15 protein-coding genes are annotated in these 16725 nt (G+C 46.5%); 13 read left to right on the top strand and 2 right to left on the bottom strand.

Annotation, left to right across the window (positions count from 1 at the left end):
- Positions 1–8 precede the first annotated feature (8 nt).
- The 10 genes from LRQ06_RS13970 to LRQ06_RS14015 all read left to right on the top strand — a co-directional run bounded on the left by LRQ06_RS13970 (position 9) and on the right by LRQ06_RS14015 (position 12224).
- Entirely contained in the window at positions 9–1283 is a 1275-nt protein-coding gene (locus LRQ06_RS13970) for an NAD(P)/FAD-dependent oxidoreductase (protein WP_232767353.1), read from the top strand.
- Positions 1284–1329: 46 nt separating this feature from the next.
- Positions 1330–2961 carry an ABC transporter substrate-binding protein gene (locus tag LRQ06_RS13975; RefSeq protein ID WP_232767355.1) on the top strand — a complete coding sequence of 544 codons (1632 nt, stop codon included), beginning with the start codon at positions 1330–1332 and terminating at the stop codon, positions 2959–2961.
- A gap of 75 nt (positions 2962–3036) precedes the next feature.
- Positions 3037–3996, top strand: coding sequence for an ABC transporter permease (locus LRQ06_RS13980; protein ID WP_232767357.1), 960 nt, complete (start codon positions 3037–3039; stop codon positions 3994–3996).
- Positions 3993–4820: an ABC transporter permease gene (locus LRQ06_RS13985; protein WP_232767358.1), complete on the top strand. Its 828-nt coding sequence runs from the start codon at positions 3993–3995 to the stop codon at positions 4818–4820. Before LRQ06_RS13980 ends, LRQ06_RS13985 begins: the two co-directional genes overlap by 4 nt.
- Before the next feature lie 10 nt (positions 4821–4830).
- Positions 4831–6729: an ABC transporter ATP-binding protein gene (locus tag LRQ06_RS13990; protein ID WP_232767360.1), complete on the top strand. Its 1899-nt coding sequence runs from the start codon at positions 4831–4833 to the stop codon at positions 6727–6729.
- Positions 6726–7043: a (2Fe-2S)-binding protein gene (locus LRQ06_RS13995; protein ID WP_232767362.1), complete on the top strand. Its 318-nt coding sequence runs from the start codon at positions 6726–6728 to the stop codon at positions 7041–7043. The genes LRQ06_RS13990 and LRQ06_RS13995 overlap by 4 nt, the downstream gene beginning before the upstream one ends.
- Positions 7016–8410, top strand: coding sequence for an NAD(P)/FAD-dependent oxidoreductase (locus tag LRQ06_RS14000; protein ID WP_232767364.1), 1395 nt, complete (start codon positions 7016–7018; stop codon positions 8408–8410). Before LRQ06_RS13995 ends, LRQ06_RS14000 begins: the two co-directional genes overlap by 28 nt.
- Positions 8411–8432: 22 nt before the next feature.
- Complete coding sequence (locus LRQ06_RS14005; protein WP_232767366.1) at positions 8433–9590, top strand: NAD(P)/FAD-dependent oxidoreductase; 1158 nt, start codon at positions 8433–8435, stop codon at positions 9588–9590.
- The gene (gene argE, locus LRQ06_RS14010) at positions 9590–10762 is read left to right on the top strand and encodes an acetylornithine deacetylase (protein WP_232767367.1); all 1173 of its coding nucleotides are present in this window, start codon (positions 9590–9592) and stop codon (positions 10760–10762) included. The genes LRQ06_RS14005 and argE overlap by 1 nt, the downstream gene beginning before the upstream one ends.
- On the top strand, positions 10755–12224 hold the full coding sequence (locus LRQ06_RS14015; RefSeq protein ID WP_232767370.1) for an NAD-dependent succinate-semialdehyde dehydrogenase: 1470 nt from the start codon (positions 10755–10757) through the stop codon (positions 12222–12224). The genes argE and LRQ06_RS14015 overlap by 8 nt, the downstream gene beginning before the upstream one ends.
- Positions 12225–12247: 23 nt before the next feature.
- On the opposite strand, the gene LRQ06_RS14020 is transcribed toward LRQ06_RS14015, so the two are convergent.
- A complete protein-coding gene (locus LRQ06_RS14020) occupies positions 12248–13183 on the bottom strand; it encodes a 2-hydroxyacid dehydrogenase (RefSeq protein WP_232767372.1) in 936 nt (311 codons plus the stop codon).
- A 288-nt stretch (positions 13184–13471) separates the two neighbouring features.
- On the opposite strand from LRQ06_RS14020, the gene LRQ06_RS14025 reads away from it, so the two are divergent.
- The 3 genes from LRQ06_RS14025 to LRQ06_RS14035 all read left to right on the top strand — a co-directional run bounded on the left by LRQ06_RS14025 (position 13472) and on the right by LRQ06_RS14035 (position 16055).
- A complete protein-coding gene (locus tag LRQ06_RS14025; protein WP_232767373.1) occupies positions 13472–14767 on the top strand; it encodes an aspartate aminotransferase family protein in 1296 nt (431 codons plus the stop codon).
- A gap of 84 nt (positions 14768–14851) precedes the next feature.
- Positions 14852–15511, top strand: a complete 660-nt coding sequence (locus LRQ06_RS14030; protein ID WP_232767374.1) for a hypothetical protein — start codon at positions 14852–14854, stop codon at positions 15509–15511.
- A 55-nt stretch (positions 15512–15566) separates the two neighbouring features.
- Entirely contained in the window at positions 15567–16055 is a 489-nt protein-coding gene (locus LRQ06_RS14035) for an Lrp/AsnC family transcriptional regulator (RefSeq protein WP_232767376.1), read from the top strand.
- Positions 16056–16105: 50 nt separating this feature from the next.
- On the opposite strand, the gene LRQ06_RS14040 is transcribed toward LRQ06_RS14035, so the two are convergent.
- Complete coding sequence (locus tag LRQ06_RS14040; protein WP_232767377.1) at positions 16106–16723, bottom strand: LysE/ArgO family amino acid transporter; 618 nt, start codon at positions 16721–16723, stop codon at positions 16106–16108.
- Positions 16724–16725 lie beyond the last annotated feature (2 nt).

A 16725-nucleotide genomic window follows, 5' to 3' on the forward strand; every position in this document is an offset into this window, starting at 1 on the left:
AGTCATATATGATTAACCAATCATATTGGATCGATACAAAACCCAAATTTACCAACGGTTCGGCAGAACTGAAAGACAGTTACTACGATGTTGCTATTATCGGCGGTGGATTAACCGGATTATCTGCCGCTTACACACTGGCCAAACAGGGAGCAAGTGTCGCCCTGTTTGAAGCAGACCAGATAATGGAGCACGCTTCCGGACAAAATGGCGGACAATGCAGTACAGGGGTTGCTCAGGATTTTGCATCACTGGCCGGCTCAATCGGATTAGACAAAGCCAAACGTTACTACACCGCCTACGCCAACGCAGTCAACAGCCTCCGCACCATTATTCAGGAAGAGAACATTGATTGTGAACTCAGGGAAAGTGGCAAACTCAAACTGGCTGCAAAACCTCAGCATGCGGAAAGAATTTACAAAACTTATGAACTAATAAAAAAAGAAGTGGATACCGAGGTTGAATTTCTGAATGCCGGAGAATTAAAAACAGAAATTGCCTCTGAACAATTCTATGGCGGAATGGTCCAGAAAAATGCCTTTCAGATTCATGTCGGAAAACTTGGCGTTGGTATTGCAGACAGAGCAGTGAAATATGGTGCTCATCTGTATGAACATACTCAGGTAACCGGCATCAAAAATAACGGCTCTCAATTTTCCATCGAAACTCAGAAAGGGAAAATTACGGCAAAAGATGTGATTGCCGCCAGCGGTATCAGCCAGTATGGACCTCTTGGCTGGTTCAGGCGCCGCATGGTTCCTGTCGGAAGCTTTATTGTTGTTACCGAAAAAATAAGCCCGGAACTCATTGAAAAACTGATGCCACATAAGCGCTCGTATGTGACAAGCCGGATTATAGGCAACTATTTCAGGGTCATGGGTGATGACCGTCTTTTATTTGGGGGACGAGCCAGATTTGCCATGTCCGATCCGAAATCCGATGCTGTCAGCGGCGAAATCCTCACGAAAGCGATGGGAGACATGTTCCCGGACTTAAAAGGGGTTCAGGCATCTCATTGCTGGGGTGGGCTCGTCGATATCACACCGAATCGTTTACCCCGTGCCGGTCAGCACAACGGCATGTTCTATGCCATGGGCTACAGCGGACACGGTGTTCAGATGTCGGCCTACATGGGTCAGCAACTGGCAAAAATGATCGCCGGAAATATCGATGCAAATCCATGGCGTGAAGAATCATGGCACGCCATTCCGGCCTATACGGGAAAACCCTGGTTTTTACCGATGGTTGGTGCTTACTACAAACTTCAGGACTATTTGCATTAAACACCATTCACTCAAGCCAATCGTAATATAGAAAGGACGCAATATTATGAAAGATAAAAAAATCATTACCGGTCAGGAATGCCTGAATGACTATGAACACCTGACCAGTGAAGGCCGTTCCAGACGAAACATACTTAAATCATTAGGGGCAGCAGGTCTGTTACTGGCGGCATCCAGCGCGACAACCATGACACCGTTCAATGTATTTGCCAAAAGCGAATCAGGTTCAGAGCCGGTTTTAGGTAAGCCTGGAGGCAAAATTAAAGTCGCCAGTTTATCTTCATCAACGGCGGATACGTTAGATCCGGCTAAAGGAGCACTATCCACTGACTATACCCGTCATTACATGGTTTATAACGGTCTGACAAAGTTCGATGAACATCTGGTACCGCATCTGGAACTGGCAGAAAGCATCGATAATGAAAATGCCACTGTCTGGCACATTAAACTGAGAAAAGGCGTTCTGTTCCACGATGGAAAAGAACTAACGGCAGAAGATGTCGTATTCTCACTGAACCGGCATAAAAAGCCGGAAACGGCCTCAAAAGTCATGGGACTGGCCAAACAATTTAAGTCTGTTTCGGCAGCAGGGAAATACGATGTCACTATTACGCTGGAAGGACCGAACGCCGAACTGCCTTCGATTCTGGCTATATCCCATATGTTGATCGTTCCGGCTCACATCAGTCTGAACAAAGGCATTGGGACCGGTCCGTTTAAAGTCACAGACTTCAAACCAGGCATGCGCACCCTTGTTAAAAAGAATGAAAATTACTGGAAACCGGGATTACCTTATCTGGATGAAATTGAACTCTTTGCCATTCCGGATGAGCCATCGCGGGTTAACGCATTACTGTCCGGTGAAGTGCATGTCATTAATGAAGTCAATCCACGTTCCACAAGCCGTATTGAAGCCAGCAGCGGACACCGTTACGTCAATGCGCCTTCAGGGAACTATACGGATTTAATTATCAGGCAGGATATGATGCCAGGTAAAAGCGCTGATTTCACAGAGGCAATGAAACTTCTGATGGACAGAGAACAAATAAAATCGGCCATCTTCCAGGATTTCGCCGTCATCGGTAATGATACGCCAATCGCACCCGGTGCCCGGTATTTTAACAGTGAACTGCCACAAACCACATTTGATCCGGACAAAGCGAAGTATTTAATTAAGAAAGCAGGCTTTGCGGACGCAAAAATACCACTGGTCGCATCCAGTGCGGCAACCAGCTCTGTCGATATTGCTGTTATGATGCAACAATCCGCGGCAGAAGTCGGCATCAAAATGGATGTTCAGACTAAATCCGCTGATGGTTATTGGTCAAATCACTGGGCGAAACACCCATTAAGCTTCGGCAATATTAACCCACGTCCTAACGCCGATATTATTTTCTCCCAGTTCTTCCTGTCCAGTGCAGCCTGGAATGAATCCCACTGGCAAAACAGCCACTTTGATAAACTGTTAATTGATGCCCGTAAGGAAACAGATGATGACAAACGTGCACAAATGTACGCAGAAATGCAGACGCTGGTTAACACAAAATGCGGCATCGGTATTCCTGTCTTCATCAGTAACATCGATGGCGTAGACTCCCGGCTAAAAGGTTATGGAACAAACCCTCTGGGAGGTTTCATGGGCTATATGTTTGCAGAAAAAGTCTGGTTAGACGCGTAATAACAAACTGACTTTGATACCAACATAAAAGCAACGGCGTTTCGCCGTTGCTACTTCAATCTTGAGGGCCGCCTGATGAATAACGTTATTCTGTCTCTGGTTATACGTAGGCTTCTTAGTGCTCTGCTTACGTTATTTCTGGTTTCTATTGTTGTGTTTACGATCACGAATATTTTACCCGGTGATGCCGCACAGCAGATTCTCGGACAATTTGCCATGCCTGAGCAGGTTGCCGCATTACGAACTCAACTGGGGTTAGACCAGCCCGCCACAACACGCTATCTGCACTGGCTTATTAATCTCTTATGCGGGGATCTGGGACAGTCATTTGCCAATAACATGCCGGTCACAGAATTAATGGAAGGACGGCTACAAAACACCCTGATGCTGGCAGCGGCTACTTCTGTAGTTTCAGTACCAATCGCACTGACATTGGGCATAACCGCGGCCATTTACCGTAATGGGAAACTGGACAAACTGCTTAATACCATCACTCTGGCATTAGTGGCCGTCCCCGAATTTCTTGTTGCAACCATCGCTGTGCTGATTTTTGCAGTCAGGCTTCATTGGTTCTCTGCGATTTCCTACGGAGGCTCCGGTGATGGCATTCTGGACTTTCTTCGTTCCTATACGCTCCCCGTAATGACGCTTTGCTTTGTTATCACGGCACAGATGGCCAGAATGACCCGAGCAGCAATGGCCGACGAGCTCAACACCAGCTATGTTGAAATGGCCTATCTGAAAGGGCTGTCCACTCTCCGGATTGCTATTTTCCATGCGTTACCAAATGCCATCGGCCCTATCGCCAATGCCGTCGCGCTAAGCTTATCTTATCTGTTTGGCGGTGTGGTGATCGTCGAAGCCATTTTTAATTTCCCCGGCATTGCCGGGTTGATGGTCGATGCCGTTACCAACCGGGATATTGCTCTTGTGCAGGCATGCACCATGCTTTTCTGCACCGGCTATCTGGCACTCATTCTCATTGCTGACATCAGTGCCATTATCTTTAACCCAAGACTGAGGAAAAAAGCATGAGAAAAGAGGAATCATTGGCCCAGCGCCTGTCTCCGCTGAAAAAACTCAGCTCAATCATATGTCTGCTGTGTTTTTTCCTCTCTATTTTCGGGCCATCCCTTGCCCCTCATGGGGTTGGTGAAGTGGTATCAAAAACCATCTTCGCTCCGGTAACCAGCCAGTTTCCACTGGGAACCGACTATCTGGGACGTGACAATTTAAGCCGGATTCTTACAGCAATGCGGTATACCGTCGGGCTGGCTCTGGCCGCTTCTGTTTTAGCTTCAACGGTCGGAACATTTGTTGCTCTGCTTGGCGTTATGTCACCCCGGTGGCTGGAAGAAGTGATCATTCGTCTTGTCGATGCCCTTATCTCCATTCCCAGCAAAATGCTGGCGCTGGTGATTATTGCCGGCTTTGGATCGTCGATCCATCTGTTAATCATCACAGCAGTGATCGGATATGCACCAGGCGCATTCCGCATTGCCTACAGTCTGGCGATAGGACAAAGCGAACTGGAATACGTTCAGGTCGCTAAAATTCGTGGCGAAAATGCCATATACATTGCGATAAGAGAAATCCTTCCTAATATCCTTAATCCGGTTTTGGCCGATTTCGGATTACGGTTTGTCTTCATCGTATTGCTGCTAAGCGGATTAAGTTTCCTCGGGCTGGGTATTCAGCCACCAAATGCCGATCTGGGTTCACTGGTAAGAGAAAATATCGGCGGACTGAGTCAGGGAGCACCGGCTCTTATTGCCCCGGCGATGGCTATCGGCGTGATGACCGTAGCAGTCAATCTGGTCATTGACCGCATTGCTGAACAAAGAAACAAACAACACTAAAGGACGCGCTATGACAGCATTTATTAATATAAAAGGACTTTGTATTAGCGCAGAACAGGATCATGGCTCCGTTCCGATCGTCAAAGACGTGAGTTTTAGTCTGGAAAAAGGCAAAGTACTCGCCCTGATCGGCGAATCCGGTTCAGGAAAAACCACCATTGCACTTTCTCTGATGGGATATACAAAACCGGGATGTCACTTCACATCCGGTGAAGTATGGTTGGGTGAAGATAATCTGCTCAATGCCTCCCAGCCCCAGTTAAGAGCGTGGCGTGGGAAACGGATAACCTATATTGCACAAAGTGCTGCAGCTGCCTTTAATCCAAGCAAACGCTTAATCGATCAGGTGATTGAGTCAGCACTGTTACACGACCTTGATACGCGCAATAAATTGATTAATAAGGCAATAAGACTATTTAAAGAATTAGCATTGCCTGACCCGGAAGAAATAGGTCAACGCTATCCTCACGAAGTCTCAGGCGGACAGTTGCAACGCATTATGGCTGCAATGGCACTGATCGTCGACCCTGAGCTGGTGATTCTCGACGAACCGACAACCGCTCTGGATGTCACCACTCAGGTGGAGGTGCTTCAGGTATTTCGTAAAGTCGTACAACAACGCAATGTAACCGCTATTTATGTTTCCCACGACCTTGCTGTCGTCGCTCAGGTTGCAGACAAAGTAGTGGTACTCAATCAGGGGCAGGAAAAAGAAGTCAATGACATTGAAACGATCATTTCAGCCCCGGTTCACCCATATACAAAACAGCTCATTGATGCCGCCTCTCCCTCAGCGCCAGATGGTCACCCGCAAGCCAGCGAAACAGATGAAGAGAAACAACAGGAACCATTATTAGCTGTCCGGAAATTAGTCGCCGGTTACGGCAGACGAAATTCTCAGGGGATGCCTGAATTTCCGGTTCTTGACGATATCAATTTCAACTTATATCCCGGACAGGCTATCGGCATTATCGGCGAATCCGGCTCTGGAAAATCCACGTTAGCAAAAACACTGGTCGGCATGCTTCCGGCGGCTCTCGGGACAACAAAATATCAGGGATACGAACTATCCCCTAAACTGTCTCAGCGCAGTAAAGCACAATGCCAGAAAATTCAGCTGGTTTTCCAGAGTGCCGACACCGCATTAAACCCGAAACATACCGTTCGTCAGTTACTTGGACGACCACTGAAAACCTATTTCAAGCTGTCCAAAAAAGAACAAACCCAGAGAATCGAAGAGTTAATTGAACTGGTTCAGTTACCACCTGACGTCATCGACAGAAAACCCTCTGCTTTATCCGGAGGACAAAAACAGAGAATCAATCTTGCCAGAGCATTAGCGGCAGAACCCGATATAATTATCTGCGATGAAGTAACCTCGGCTCTGGATACAGTAGTGGGTGCTGCTATTCTGGAATTGTTAAATGATCTGAAAGATCGTCTGGGATTTGCCTACTTATTTATCAGCCACGATATGAACAGTGTCAGAACGCTGTGTGATGATGTCATCGTCCTTTACAAAGGCACTCAGGTTCAGTCATCACCGGTCAATGAGTTATATCACGGCCCGTTACATCCGTATACGGCCCTGTTAATGGATTCGATTCCACAAATGCGAACTCACTGGATCCATGAGTCGCGGATAGCCACTCAGGTTTTAGACTCCATACCTAACCCGAAACAGCTTGAAATTTGTGCCTTTGTTGATCGCTGTCCAAAACGCATGTCCAGTCAATGCAGCAGTGTGGCTCCAAGCAGGAGAATCATCAATAAACAAAGCCAGATTCTGTGTCATTTACAGGAGCCGGCCTTACCGACATTGCTTAAATTATCGCAATCCAGTCAGTCTGACAGCGACAACAACATCCATGTGCTGGAACCATTAAAGAAAAAGGAAAATTATGCATGAATCCGAGATTTATCCGAATTAATGAAACGGACAGAAAAACCGTGACTCTCTCAATTAATGGTCAGCAGGTGCAGGCACTGGATGGCGATACGCTTATGATGGCCATTCTGTGTCATGACTCAAAGCTGCGTACTAACGAATTTGGTGACAAAGACCGTTCCGGTTTCTGTCTGATGGGAGCCTGTCAGGATTGCTGGGTATGGACAGAATCCGGAGAACGAATCCGTTCCTGTTCAACCTATGTTTCTGAAGGAATGAAAATTGTCACAACCGAACCGGAGGCCGTATGGAAAGTCCACGAATCGTCATTATAGGGGCCGGTCCATCGGGTATTCGTTGCGCAGAAACCCTGATCAAAAATGGCTTTAAGCCCATTGTCATCGACGAACAAAAAAAATCCGGCGGTCAGATATACAAACGTCAGCCTTCTCAGTTTCATAGAAGTTATCAGGATCTCTATGGAACGGAACACAAAAAAGCACTCGATGTTCATAAAACATTCGACAACATTGAAGATAATATTGAATATTTTCCGGAAACCACGGTATGGGCAATCGAACATAACACACTTTATGCGCATCAGAAGGCAAATCCGGTTGAAATTCATTTTGATTACCTGATTCTGTGCACCGGTGCCATTGACCGGGTTTTGCCGGTAAAAGGATGGGAAAAACCCGGCGTCTATTCTCTGGGAGGTGCACAAATTGCGTTAAAACATCAGGCATGTTCTGTTGGTGGCCATGTAGCATTTGTCGGAACCGGTCCATTACTCTATCTGGTCGCTTATCAATATATGAAAGCTGGCGCTTCTGTTGCCGGAGTTTATGATACCTCAGGTTTATCATCCCGAATCGGCGCACTAAAAAAACTCCTCGTTAAACCCAAAGCGTTGTGGACAGGACTGAAAATGATGAAAGCGCTTCGTAAAGCGGGCATCCCTATTCTGAGCAACATACGGCCGGAAAAGATATGCGGGGATGACACCGTATCCGGCATAGAAATACGCGATAAAAAGGGCGCGCTTATCCATGTTGGTTGCGATGCTGTCGCACTTGGCTTTCATATCAAACCCGAAACACAGCTGGCTGATCTGGCCGGATGCAAATTCAGTTTCCATGATAAAAGCGCATTGTGGCTACCCACGGTCGATGACATGGGAAGAACGTCTCAGAAACACATTTTCAGCGCCGGAGACGGCTGCAAAATACTCGGTGCCGATGCGGCAGAAGTTGCCGGAAAACTGACGGCACTATCTGTGATCAGCGAAATCAATCCGCTGTCGTCCTCACAGAAAAAACAGTTACATAAACTGCTGGTTCGTTTCAGACAGTTAAAACGCTTCGGTGACGGACTTCTGGAAGCGTTCCCCTGGCCTGAAGAGTTAATTGATGAACTGGCGGATGATACGATCATCTGCCGTTGTGAAATGATTTCCAAAGCAGAAGTGGCACTGAGCGTAAAAAGTAAAGAAGCGACCGAAGTAAACCGTTCAAAATCATTCAGCCGGGTTGGAATGGGACGCTGTCAGGGACGCTACTGTTCACACATTAATGCGCACATCATTACCGGGCTAAAACACCAGACACTTAAAGAAAGTGGACGGCAGCGCTCTCAGGCACCGGTTAAACCCATCCCGATTAATGTGTACGTAGCAGACGCCCCCCAGGATGCACAACTCTGACCCACAACGTAAAGGAATACGAATGAACACACAATCCATTCCACAGTATGATGTCATCGTTGTTGGTGGCGGCTTCATGGGAGCATCCAGTGCCTTTTTTATGGCCAGACGGGGACTCCGGGTTCTGTTGCTGGAAAGAGACAAAATCGGCCAGTACGCCAGTGGCGTCAACTTTGGCAATGTCCGCCGTCAGGGACGTCACCTGAAACAACTCGATCTGGCTAACCGTTCCCGTCGTTTATGGGATCGTCTTCCGAAACTGATTGACGATGATCTGGAATTTATCCCAAGCGGGCACATGAGAATCTGTTATCATGAATCGCAAATTGAAGCATTGGAAACCTATGCTCAGGCTCCGGAAGCAAAAGAACTTGGGCTGGAAATTCTCAGCGGTGATACACTTCGCCGGCGTTTCCCCTATCTCGGGCCGGAAGTTGTTGCCGGTTCTTATGCGCCATTCGACGGACATGCCAACCCAAGACTGGCTGCTCCGGCATTCGCACGGGCCGCTAAACGAGAGGGGGCAACGGTTCTGGAACATGTCGAAGTCAAATCTATCCAAAAAATCCCATCCGGCTTTAGTGTTTTCACGAAAGAAGGCGTAGAGTTTCGCTCGGAACAATTACTTATCACTGCCGGAGCCTGGGGCGAAAGATTATCAAACCAGATGGGCGAACCTGTCCCTCTCTATACCAGAGGCCCGCAGATGAGTGTCACGGAGCCGCTACCTTACCGCTTTAAAACAGTGATTGGTGTTTACTCGTCAATTGAAGAAGAAATTCTGTATTTTCGTCAGATTCCAAGAGGGAACATCATTATAGGAGGCTGTCACCGGTCTTTACCGGATATGGAAAACAGAACCGCAAAATTTGAGCCCAAAGCCTTAATCTACCAAATGCAACAAATGGCCAGAGTGGTACCACAAATAAGCAATATCAATGTCATCCGCAGCTGGAGTGGTATTGAAAGTTATTTACCGGACTCATTGCCGATTATGGGAACCAGTTCAACGACTGAAGGTTTGTACTACGCTTTCGGTTTTTGTGGTCACGGATTCCAGTTAGGGCCAGGTGTGGGTGATGTGATGGCGGAATTGATCGCCACGGGTTCAACAACGACTCATATCGAACCGTTCAGTATTGAACGGTTCACTCATCAATCTTTAAAAAGAAGTGCCTGATGGAAACAAAAGAACTACTGAAAGAACTCATTTCTTACGCAACCGTCTCATCAGAGTCTAATTTAGACCTGATTCATTTTATCCGCCACCTGTTGGCAGAAAAAGGCATTACGTCAGAAATCGTGTTTAATGAAGATAAAACAAAAGCAGCGATGTTTGCTTCTGTCGGGCCGGTTGATAAGCCCGGAATTCTTCTTTCCGGACATTCAGACGTGGTTCCGGTTCAGGGGCAGCCTTGGACAACAGAGCCTTTCACCGGCACAGAAAAAGATAACCGAATATATGGCCGGGGAAGTTGTGATATGAAAGGGTTTATTGCCAGTGCATTAAACACCCTGCTCACTTTTGCTGACCAGCCACTGACCCGCCCGGTTTACATCGCGATCAGTTTCGATGAAGAGCTGGGATGTCTGGGAGTGAAAGATCTGTTATTACAACTGAAACAGCTTCATGTTGAACCCTATCTGTGTATTGTAGGCGAACCCACCAGCATGAACATAGCAACCGGTCATAAAGGCAAAACCGCCTACCGCACTCACTGCCACGGCGATGAAGGGCATTCATCACAGGCACCGCTTCATACCAATGCCATCTATCTTGCCTGTGACGTCATTGCACAACTACGGGCGCTGCAAACCCAACTGATCGAAAGCGGCTCCAGAGACAATGACTATAACATTCCATATTCAACGGTTCATGTCGGAACCATCAATGGTGGCAGGGCATTAAATATCGTACCCGGCCACAGTCAGTTTGAATTTGAAATACGGCATCTGCCGGGCGACGATATTAAATCCTCTCTTAATGCCATTTTTGATCAGGCTAAAACTCTGGTTCATCAGGCTCAAACGGACAATCCTGATTCCAAAGCCGGGATCGAGTTTGAATGTTTAACTGACTATCCGGGACTTGATACCACCCCGGAACATCCTGCCGTACAAACCCTTTCCGCACTCTCGGAACAAAGTCAGATACTGAAAGTAGCATTTGGCACAGAGGGCGGCTTATTTTCCAGTTATTTAGACGCACCGGTCGTCGTGTGCGGCCCGGGTTCCATCGATCAGGCGCACAAGCCGGATGAATACGTCTCTCTTTCTCAACTACAACAGTGCGATGACTTACTGAGTAAGCTCGTTCAGGAAACATGTTTTCAACGGAGTGAACATGATTAACGAATCTATTTTAAACCAATTAAACAACCCGGCATTATTAACCGATAAAACCTATATCAATGGTCACTGGTACCAATCTAATGACGGAAAAACGATCAAAGTCACTAACCCTTCCAATCAGGAGGTGATTGCTACGGTTCCCGACTTATCCGATGACCAGATAGTCTCTTCAATTGAACTGGCTGAATCCGCCTGGAAAAGTTTTAAGAAAACCTCTGCATCAGAACGGGCTGCCATGCTGATGAACTGGTACCGGTTAATGATGGAAAATCAGGATGACTTAGGTCTGATCATGACTCTGGAACAAGGGAAGCCTTTACCGGAAGCAAAAGGCGAAATTGCCTACGCAGCCAGTTTTATAAAATGGTTTGCTGAAGAAGCAAGACGCGTTCACGGTGAAACCCATCAAAACCCATCAACCGACCGACGGGTAATGACCATTAAACAACCTGTTGGTGTCTGCGCTGCGATCACGCCCTGGAACTTTCCGGCCGCAATGATCACCCGTAAATGTGCGCCCGCCATTGCCGCCGGCTGCTCCATTATCGTAAAACCGGCTGATCTGACGCCTCTGACTGCCCTCGCGCTTGGTGTTCTGGCCGAACAGGCAGGAATTCCTGCCGGTGTATTTAATGTGATCACCGGTGACGCCGCCAGAATCGGAGAACAACTGACCGCCAGCCCGGTTGTCAGAAAAATCACCTTTACCGGCTCAACACGGGTAGGAAGTCTGTTAATGGCTCAAAGCGCGCCGACAGTCAAACGATTAAGTCTGGAACTTGGCGGCAACGCGCCGTTTATCGTTTTTGATGATGCCGATATTCCGCAGGCAATCGAAGGCGTAATGGCAAGTAAATTCCGTAATGCCGGACAGACCTGTGTCTGTGCAAACCGGATTCTGGTTCATGATGCAATATACGAAACATTCACAAAAGCACTGACCGATGCGGTATCCGGCCTGAAGATGGGAGACGGGCTGAAAGAAGGCGTCACCATCGGCCCGTTAATCAATATAGCAGCTGTCGAAAAAGTCAAACGTCATATTGATGATGCCACTGATAAAGGCGCAAAAATCGTTCATGGTAAAGTACCTGATACGACAAGTCAGTTTGTTATGCCAACCATCCTGACGGATGTCACAACCGATATGCTGGTTGCTAAGGAAGAAACTTTCGGTCCTTTAGCTCCGTTATTCCGGTTTAGTTCTGACGACGAAGCCATTCAAATCGCCAACAGTACCCCATACGGACTGGGCGCCTACTATTACACTCAGAATCTGAAACGGGCCTGGCACGTCGGCGAAGCACTTGAATTTGGAATGGTCGGTTTAAACTCCGGTGTCATATCAATGGACAGTGCCCCGTTCGGCGGAATTAAGCTGTCCGGACTGGGACGGGAAGGATCCAATCTGGGTATTGAAGAATATCTGGAATTGAAGTCCTGGCACATCGGCGGCCTCTGATACCGCCTCAACCTGTTGCGGAATCAATATCCCCGGTTCCGCAATACCAGACCTGCTGGCTTTTCCCCGTTACACCAGGCTCGTAAGCTTTTTATAAACGACTCAAACCCCGATTCAGGTCTTGTAACACCGGCAATATGTGGTGTTATTGTAATATCCGGATGGCTCCAGAGGGGATCATTATCCGCCAGCGGTTCCTGACCGAACACATCCAAAATGGCATACCGCAGGTGATGTCTGTCTAACGCATTAATAAGATCCTCAGAAACCAGATGCTCACCACGACCGATATTAATAACAGAGCTTCCTTCCGGTAACATGTCAAACAGTGATGTATTTAAAATGCCACGGGTGGAATCCGTCAGAGGCAACACACAAATTAACACATTCAAAGACGCTAAAAAATCATCCGGAGTCGCTTCGTTATAACACGAGACACCCTCGATAGTGTGCATTGAACGAGACCAGCCAGACAATTTAAAGTGAAAAGGTTTTAACCGCTCAATAATTTTCAGCCCCTGTTGACCGAGCCCCATAATGCCGACATGATATTCCTTTGCCAAAGGAACGTTAAACGGCAACCATTGCTTTACTTTCTGATTTTTCTGGCAGCCGGGCATATCCCTATAGATCATTAACGCAGACATCACTGCATATTCAGCCAACTGATCAGATAAATCCTCGTCGATCATTCTTACGATATCCACCCGTTCAGGAATGACCGCAAAATCTATCTGATCAATACCTGCAGAGACCGTAAAAATGGCCTTTAAGTTTGGTAATTTTTCCAATAGATCCGACGATACTTTCCATACAACCAGTACATCCACACTATCTAAATCAACCGGTTCAGGCCAGACATAAAACCGGACATCCGGATAGTATTTTCCAATTTTTTCCTGCCAGAACTGTCCTCTGCTGATTTCCGAGTCATATAAAACGGTTACAGGCTTATCCATACTCTGCTCCCTTCTCCCCTGTCAGTTTTTATTATCATCTTGCTTATGCAGAAATGATATTTTTGTTCAAACCTGCCATAGAAAGCCCACTCAAAAAAGAAATCATTCAGCACATTTTCTCTGAATCCAAGATTGAAACAGCATTGTCTGCCATCACCACAAAACCTGCTGTTTGCTGCATCAAAAACAGTCAAATATGGAGGTAATTGCCTTTAATTTGGCCTCGAAAACTGATTAAAAATGTTACTTTTTTTACAGGAATTTCGATTACTACGGAAAGGTAACATCATGAATACAAATAACAGCCGTTCTCAGCTTCTGTTAAACGAAAAGGAACAGCATGTTCCCAGAGGTCTTATTAATGCTCATCCGGTCGCTTTAGAAAAAGCATCCGGAGCGGAACTGTGGGACGTCGATGGTAACCGCTATCTTGATTTTGTCGGTGGCATCGGTGTTCTAAATATCGGACACAATCACCCCAATGTCACCAATGCCGTCATTGAACAACTGGCCAAAGTCTCGCATCCATGCGCTCAGGTAACGGTCTATGAACCCTACATCGATGTTGCCCAAAAGCTCAATCAACTGGTAGGAAAAGGCGAGCATTACAAAACCGTACTGTTATCATCCGGAGCAGAAGCCGTTGAAAATGCCGTTAAGATTGCCCGCGGATACACCAACCGTCCTGCCGTCATTTCATTTAAAGGTGGATTTCACGGCAGAACGCTTCTGGGCAGTACCTTAACCGGGATGAGCTCTCCCTATAAACAGAATTTCGGACCTATGGCCGGGGAAATTTATCATGCGACCTACCCGAATGAATTCAGAAATATAACCGTTGAAGATGCCTTAGCGTCAATTGAAGACATTTTCGCCTGCGAGGTCACACCAGACCGGGTTGCCGCCATCATTGTTGAATCCGTACAGGGAGACGGTGGTTTTCTGGCTGCACCGGATTCTTTCCTGAAAGCACTTCGTGAATTGACAGCCCGCCACGGCATTGTCCTTATTATGGACGAAATTCAGGCCGGGTTCGGACGTACCGGAAAAATGTTTGGCTACGAACATTCCGGTATTCAACCCGATCTGGTTACCACCGCAAAAAGTCTGGCTGGCGGATTCCCGCTTTCCGCCGTTGTCGGTAAAGCAGAGATCATGGACGGTCCGCTTCCGGGTGGTCTGGGAGGCACTTATGGCGGAAATGCCATCGCCTGCGCAGCAGCTTCTGCTGTTATTGATCTCTACATGAAAGACGACTCATTATTGTCGTTAGCCCGCCAGAGAGGACACTTTTTTGCAGAGGGACTTCGTGTTCTGAAAAACCGGTTCTCAAATATTGCCGATGTAAGAGGATTGGGATTCATGCTGGCGGCCGAAATTGTCTCTGAAAACGACATCGCCGATGAAAATGCCCGGCTTACTCAGGCCCTCATTGACGAATGCCGGAATCAGGGACTGCTGGTTATCAAATGCGGTACCCAAAGGAACGTCATCCGTTTTCTGCCACCGGTTAATATTCCGGAAACATTATTAACCGAAGCACTGGGCATGTTTGATAAGGCCTGCCAAAAAGTATTTGCATAAGGAAATCACTGGTCCTGTTATTGCAGGACCAATAATAGTGCAGGATGTGTATTTTTTAGTGCACAAATACAGAAGGACCTACTCATGGATATCACCAATTTTAAGACAATTATTATTGAATGTGACGGTATTTTAATTAATCACTATCAGGGAATTCTCAATAAAATTTACGAATTACAGCAGAATCTGCCGCAGAATATCCCCTTTAAAAAATCCCTGATCCGGGACTATATGGAACACTACCATAATAAATCCGATTCTCTGACAGACAATGGTTTTTGCGCTTTGCATTGCTTTACTTTTCAGGCATTAATGGAACAAAATCAGATTTCATTCAACTGGAAAAGAACGTTTCAGTTCGGCCGGGCAATGAAACACTGGCCTTTGTATGAAGATGCCTATGGTGCACTCCATTATCTGAAGAAATTTTTTAAAATTTTAATCCGCTGCGACCGAGAACCGGAAGATATTCCATATATAATCAATGATTTAGATATTCAATCTAATGATTTAATTATCCGAAATGATAAAGAAGACGGATTAATTGATGAGCTGAAATTCCGGGAAATCGATGTGTCTTCCTGTCTGCTGATTACCACACCGGATATTGCAAAAACAAACCCGTTTCCGAACACGAAAATTATTCACCGGAATCAGTTTAAACAAAACTCCGATTCCCATGGTGATACGCTGGCCAGTCTGGTTGTCGAGCACCAGAACGCCATCAGAAATTCATGGCACTAATTATGCTTTTATTCCATACCTAGTCCACAAAAATAATATATTAAGGATGATAGTTATGGATTCAGATTTAAAGCTCGATCGCATAGATATAAATATATTAACTCAGCTACAGAAAAACGGACGAATGACAAATGTCAAACTGGCTGACGCTGTGGGACTGTCGGCAAGTCCATGCTTACAAAGAGTAAAAAGACTGGAACGATGCGGGTTCATTCATAATTATAAAGCCTTTCTCAATCTGGCTAAGATCACCGAATACGTTAATGTCTACACGGAAGTTTACATTAACGGTCACAAGCGTGAGGACTTCATTAAGTTCGAAACAGCGATGAAGAAAGTAGAAGAAGTCATGGAATGCCACCTTATCAGCGGCGGATACGACTATCTGGTTCGCTTTGTAACCCGAAATATCGCTCATTATCAGGAAGTCATTGAAAATCTAGTCGACAACAACATCGGCATTTCAAAGTATTTCAGTTATATCGTTATAAAATCCCCGGTAATAAAAGAAGATATGCCTATTCAGAACCTTCTAAAATACTGATCAGAACAAACCGGGCCTGAAACGAAAGGCCCGATCATCGTTCATTGGCTCTAATTCACCGGTATAAGCAGTAAAGAAAGGCAGAAATAGCCCATCAGCAATGCGATCAACACATCAAGAAGACGCCACGCTTTTTCACTACGAAACAAAGGCAGTAGTATTTTTGCTCCGTATGAGATGGAGATAAACCAGACGACACTGGCCAGCATCGCTCCAACCCCAAACTGCCATTTTCCGGTTCCTTCATAATGCAGAGACAAACTGCCCAGCATAAACACTGTATCGAGATAAACATGAGGATTAAGCCAGGTATACCCCAGACTGGTTAATAATATTTGTCTGCGGGAATGATGACGGTCAGACGAAGGGTTCAGAACTCCCTGACTACTCCAGGCCCGCCGGGCTGCCACTACGGCATTCATGCCAAGGAAAAGCGCACCGGCATAACGGACAAATTCAATGATTCCGGGAAAGTGACTGACGATAAACCCCAGACCGGAAATACCAGCCAGTATCAGTAGCACATCACTCAGAATACATACCGAGGCAACCACACCGGTGTGACTGCGCATCAGCCCCTGCCGGAGAACAAACGCATTCTGAGACCCGATACACACAATCAGGCCGGCTCCGGTGGTAAACCCGGTCACAATAGAAGAAGCAAGCATAA

The organism is Vibrio salinus (assembly GCF_021272385.1).
GTDB lineage: Bacteria > Pseudomonadota > Gammaproteobacteria > Enterobacterales > Vibrionaceae > Vibrio > Vibrio salinus.

What these genes read in the sequence shown, in the direction of transcription:
- LRQ06_RS14030 (WP_232767374.1), top strand. Translation starts at nt 14,852, where the DNA reads ATGGATATCACCAATTTTAAGACAATTATTATTGAATGTGACGGTATT.
- LRQ06_RS14005 (WP_232767366.1), top strand. Translation starts at nt 8,433, where the DNA reads ATGAACACACAATCCATTCCACAGTATGATGTCATCGTTGTTGGTGGC.
- LRQ06_RS13970 (WP_232767353.1), top strand. Translation starts at nt 9, where the DNA reads ATGATTAACCAATCATATTGGATCGATACAAAACCCAAATTTACCAAC.
- LRQ06_RS14025 (WP_232767373.1), top strand. Translation starts at nt 13,472, where the DNA reads ATGAATACAAATAACAGCCGTTCTCAGCTTCTGTTAAACGAAAAGGAA.
- LRQ06_RS13980 (WP_232767357.1), top strand. Translation starts at nt 3,037, where the DNA reads ATGAATAACGTTATTCTGTCTCTGGTTATACGTAGGCTTCTTAGTGCT.
- LRQ06_RS13985 (WP_232767358.1), top strand. Translation starts at nt 3,993, where the DNA reads ATGAGAAAAGAGGAATCATTGGCCCAGCGCCTGTCTCCGCTGAAAAAA.
- LRQ06_RS13975 (WP_232767355.1), top strand. Translation starts at nt 1,330, where the DNA reads ATGAAAGATAAAAAAATCATTACCGGTCAGGAATGCCTGAATGACTAT.
- argE (WP_232767367.1), top strand. Translation starts at nt 9,590, where the DNA reads ATGGAAACAAAAGAACTACTGAAAGAACTCATTTCTTACGCAACCGTC.
- LRQ06_RS14000 (WP_232767364.1), top strand. Translation starts at nt 7,016, where the DNA reads ATGGAAAGTCCACGAATCGTCATTATAGGGGCCGGTCCATCGGGTATT.
- LRQ06_RS14015 (WP_232767370.1), top strand. Translation starts at nt 10,755, where the DNA reads ATGATTAACGAATCTATTTTAAACCAATTAAACAACCCGGCATTATTA.
- LRQ06_RS13995 (WP_232767362.1), top strand. Translation starts at nt 6,726, where the DNA reads ATGAATCCGAGATTTATCCGAATTAATGAAACGGACAGAAAAACCGTG.
- LRQ06_RS14035 (WP_232767376.1), top strand. Translation starts at nt 15,567, where the DNA reads ATGGATTCAGATTTAAAGCTCGATCGCATAGATATAAATATATTAACT.
- LRQ06_RS13990 (WP_232767360.1), top strand. Translation starts at nt 4,831, where the DNA reads ATGACAGCATTTATTAATATAAAAGGACTTTGTATTAGCGCAGAACAG.
- LRQ06_RS14040 (WP_232767377.1), bottom strand. Translation starts at nt 16,723, where the DNA reads ATGCTTGCTTCTTCTATTGTGACCGGGTTTACCACCGGAGCCGGCCTG.
- LRQ06_RS14020 (WP_232767372.1), bottom strand. Translation starts at nt 13,183, where the DNA reads ATGGATAAGCCTGTAACCGTTTTATATGACTCGGAAATCAGCAGAGGA.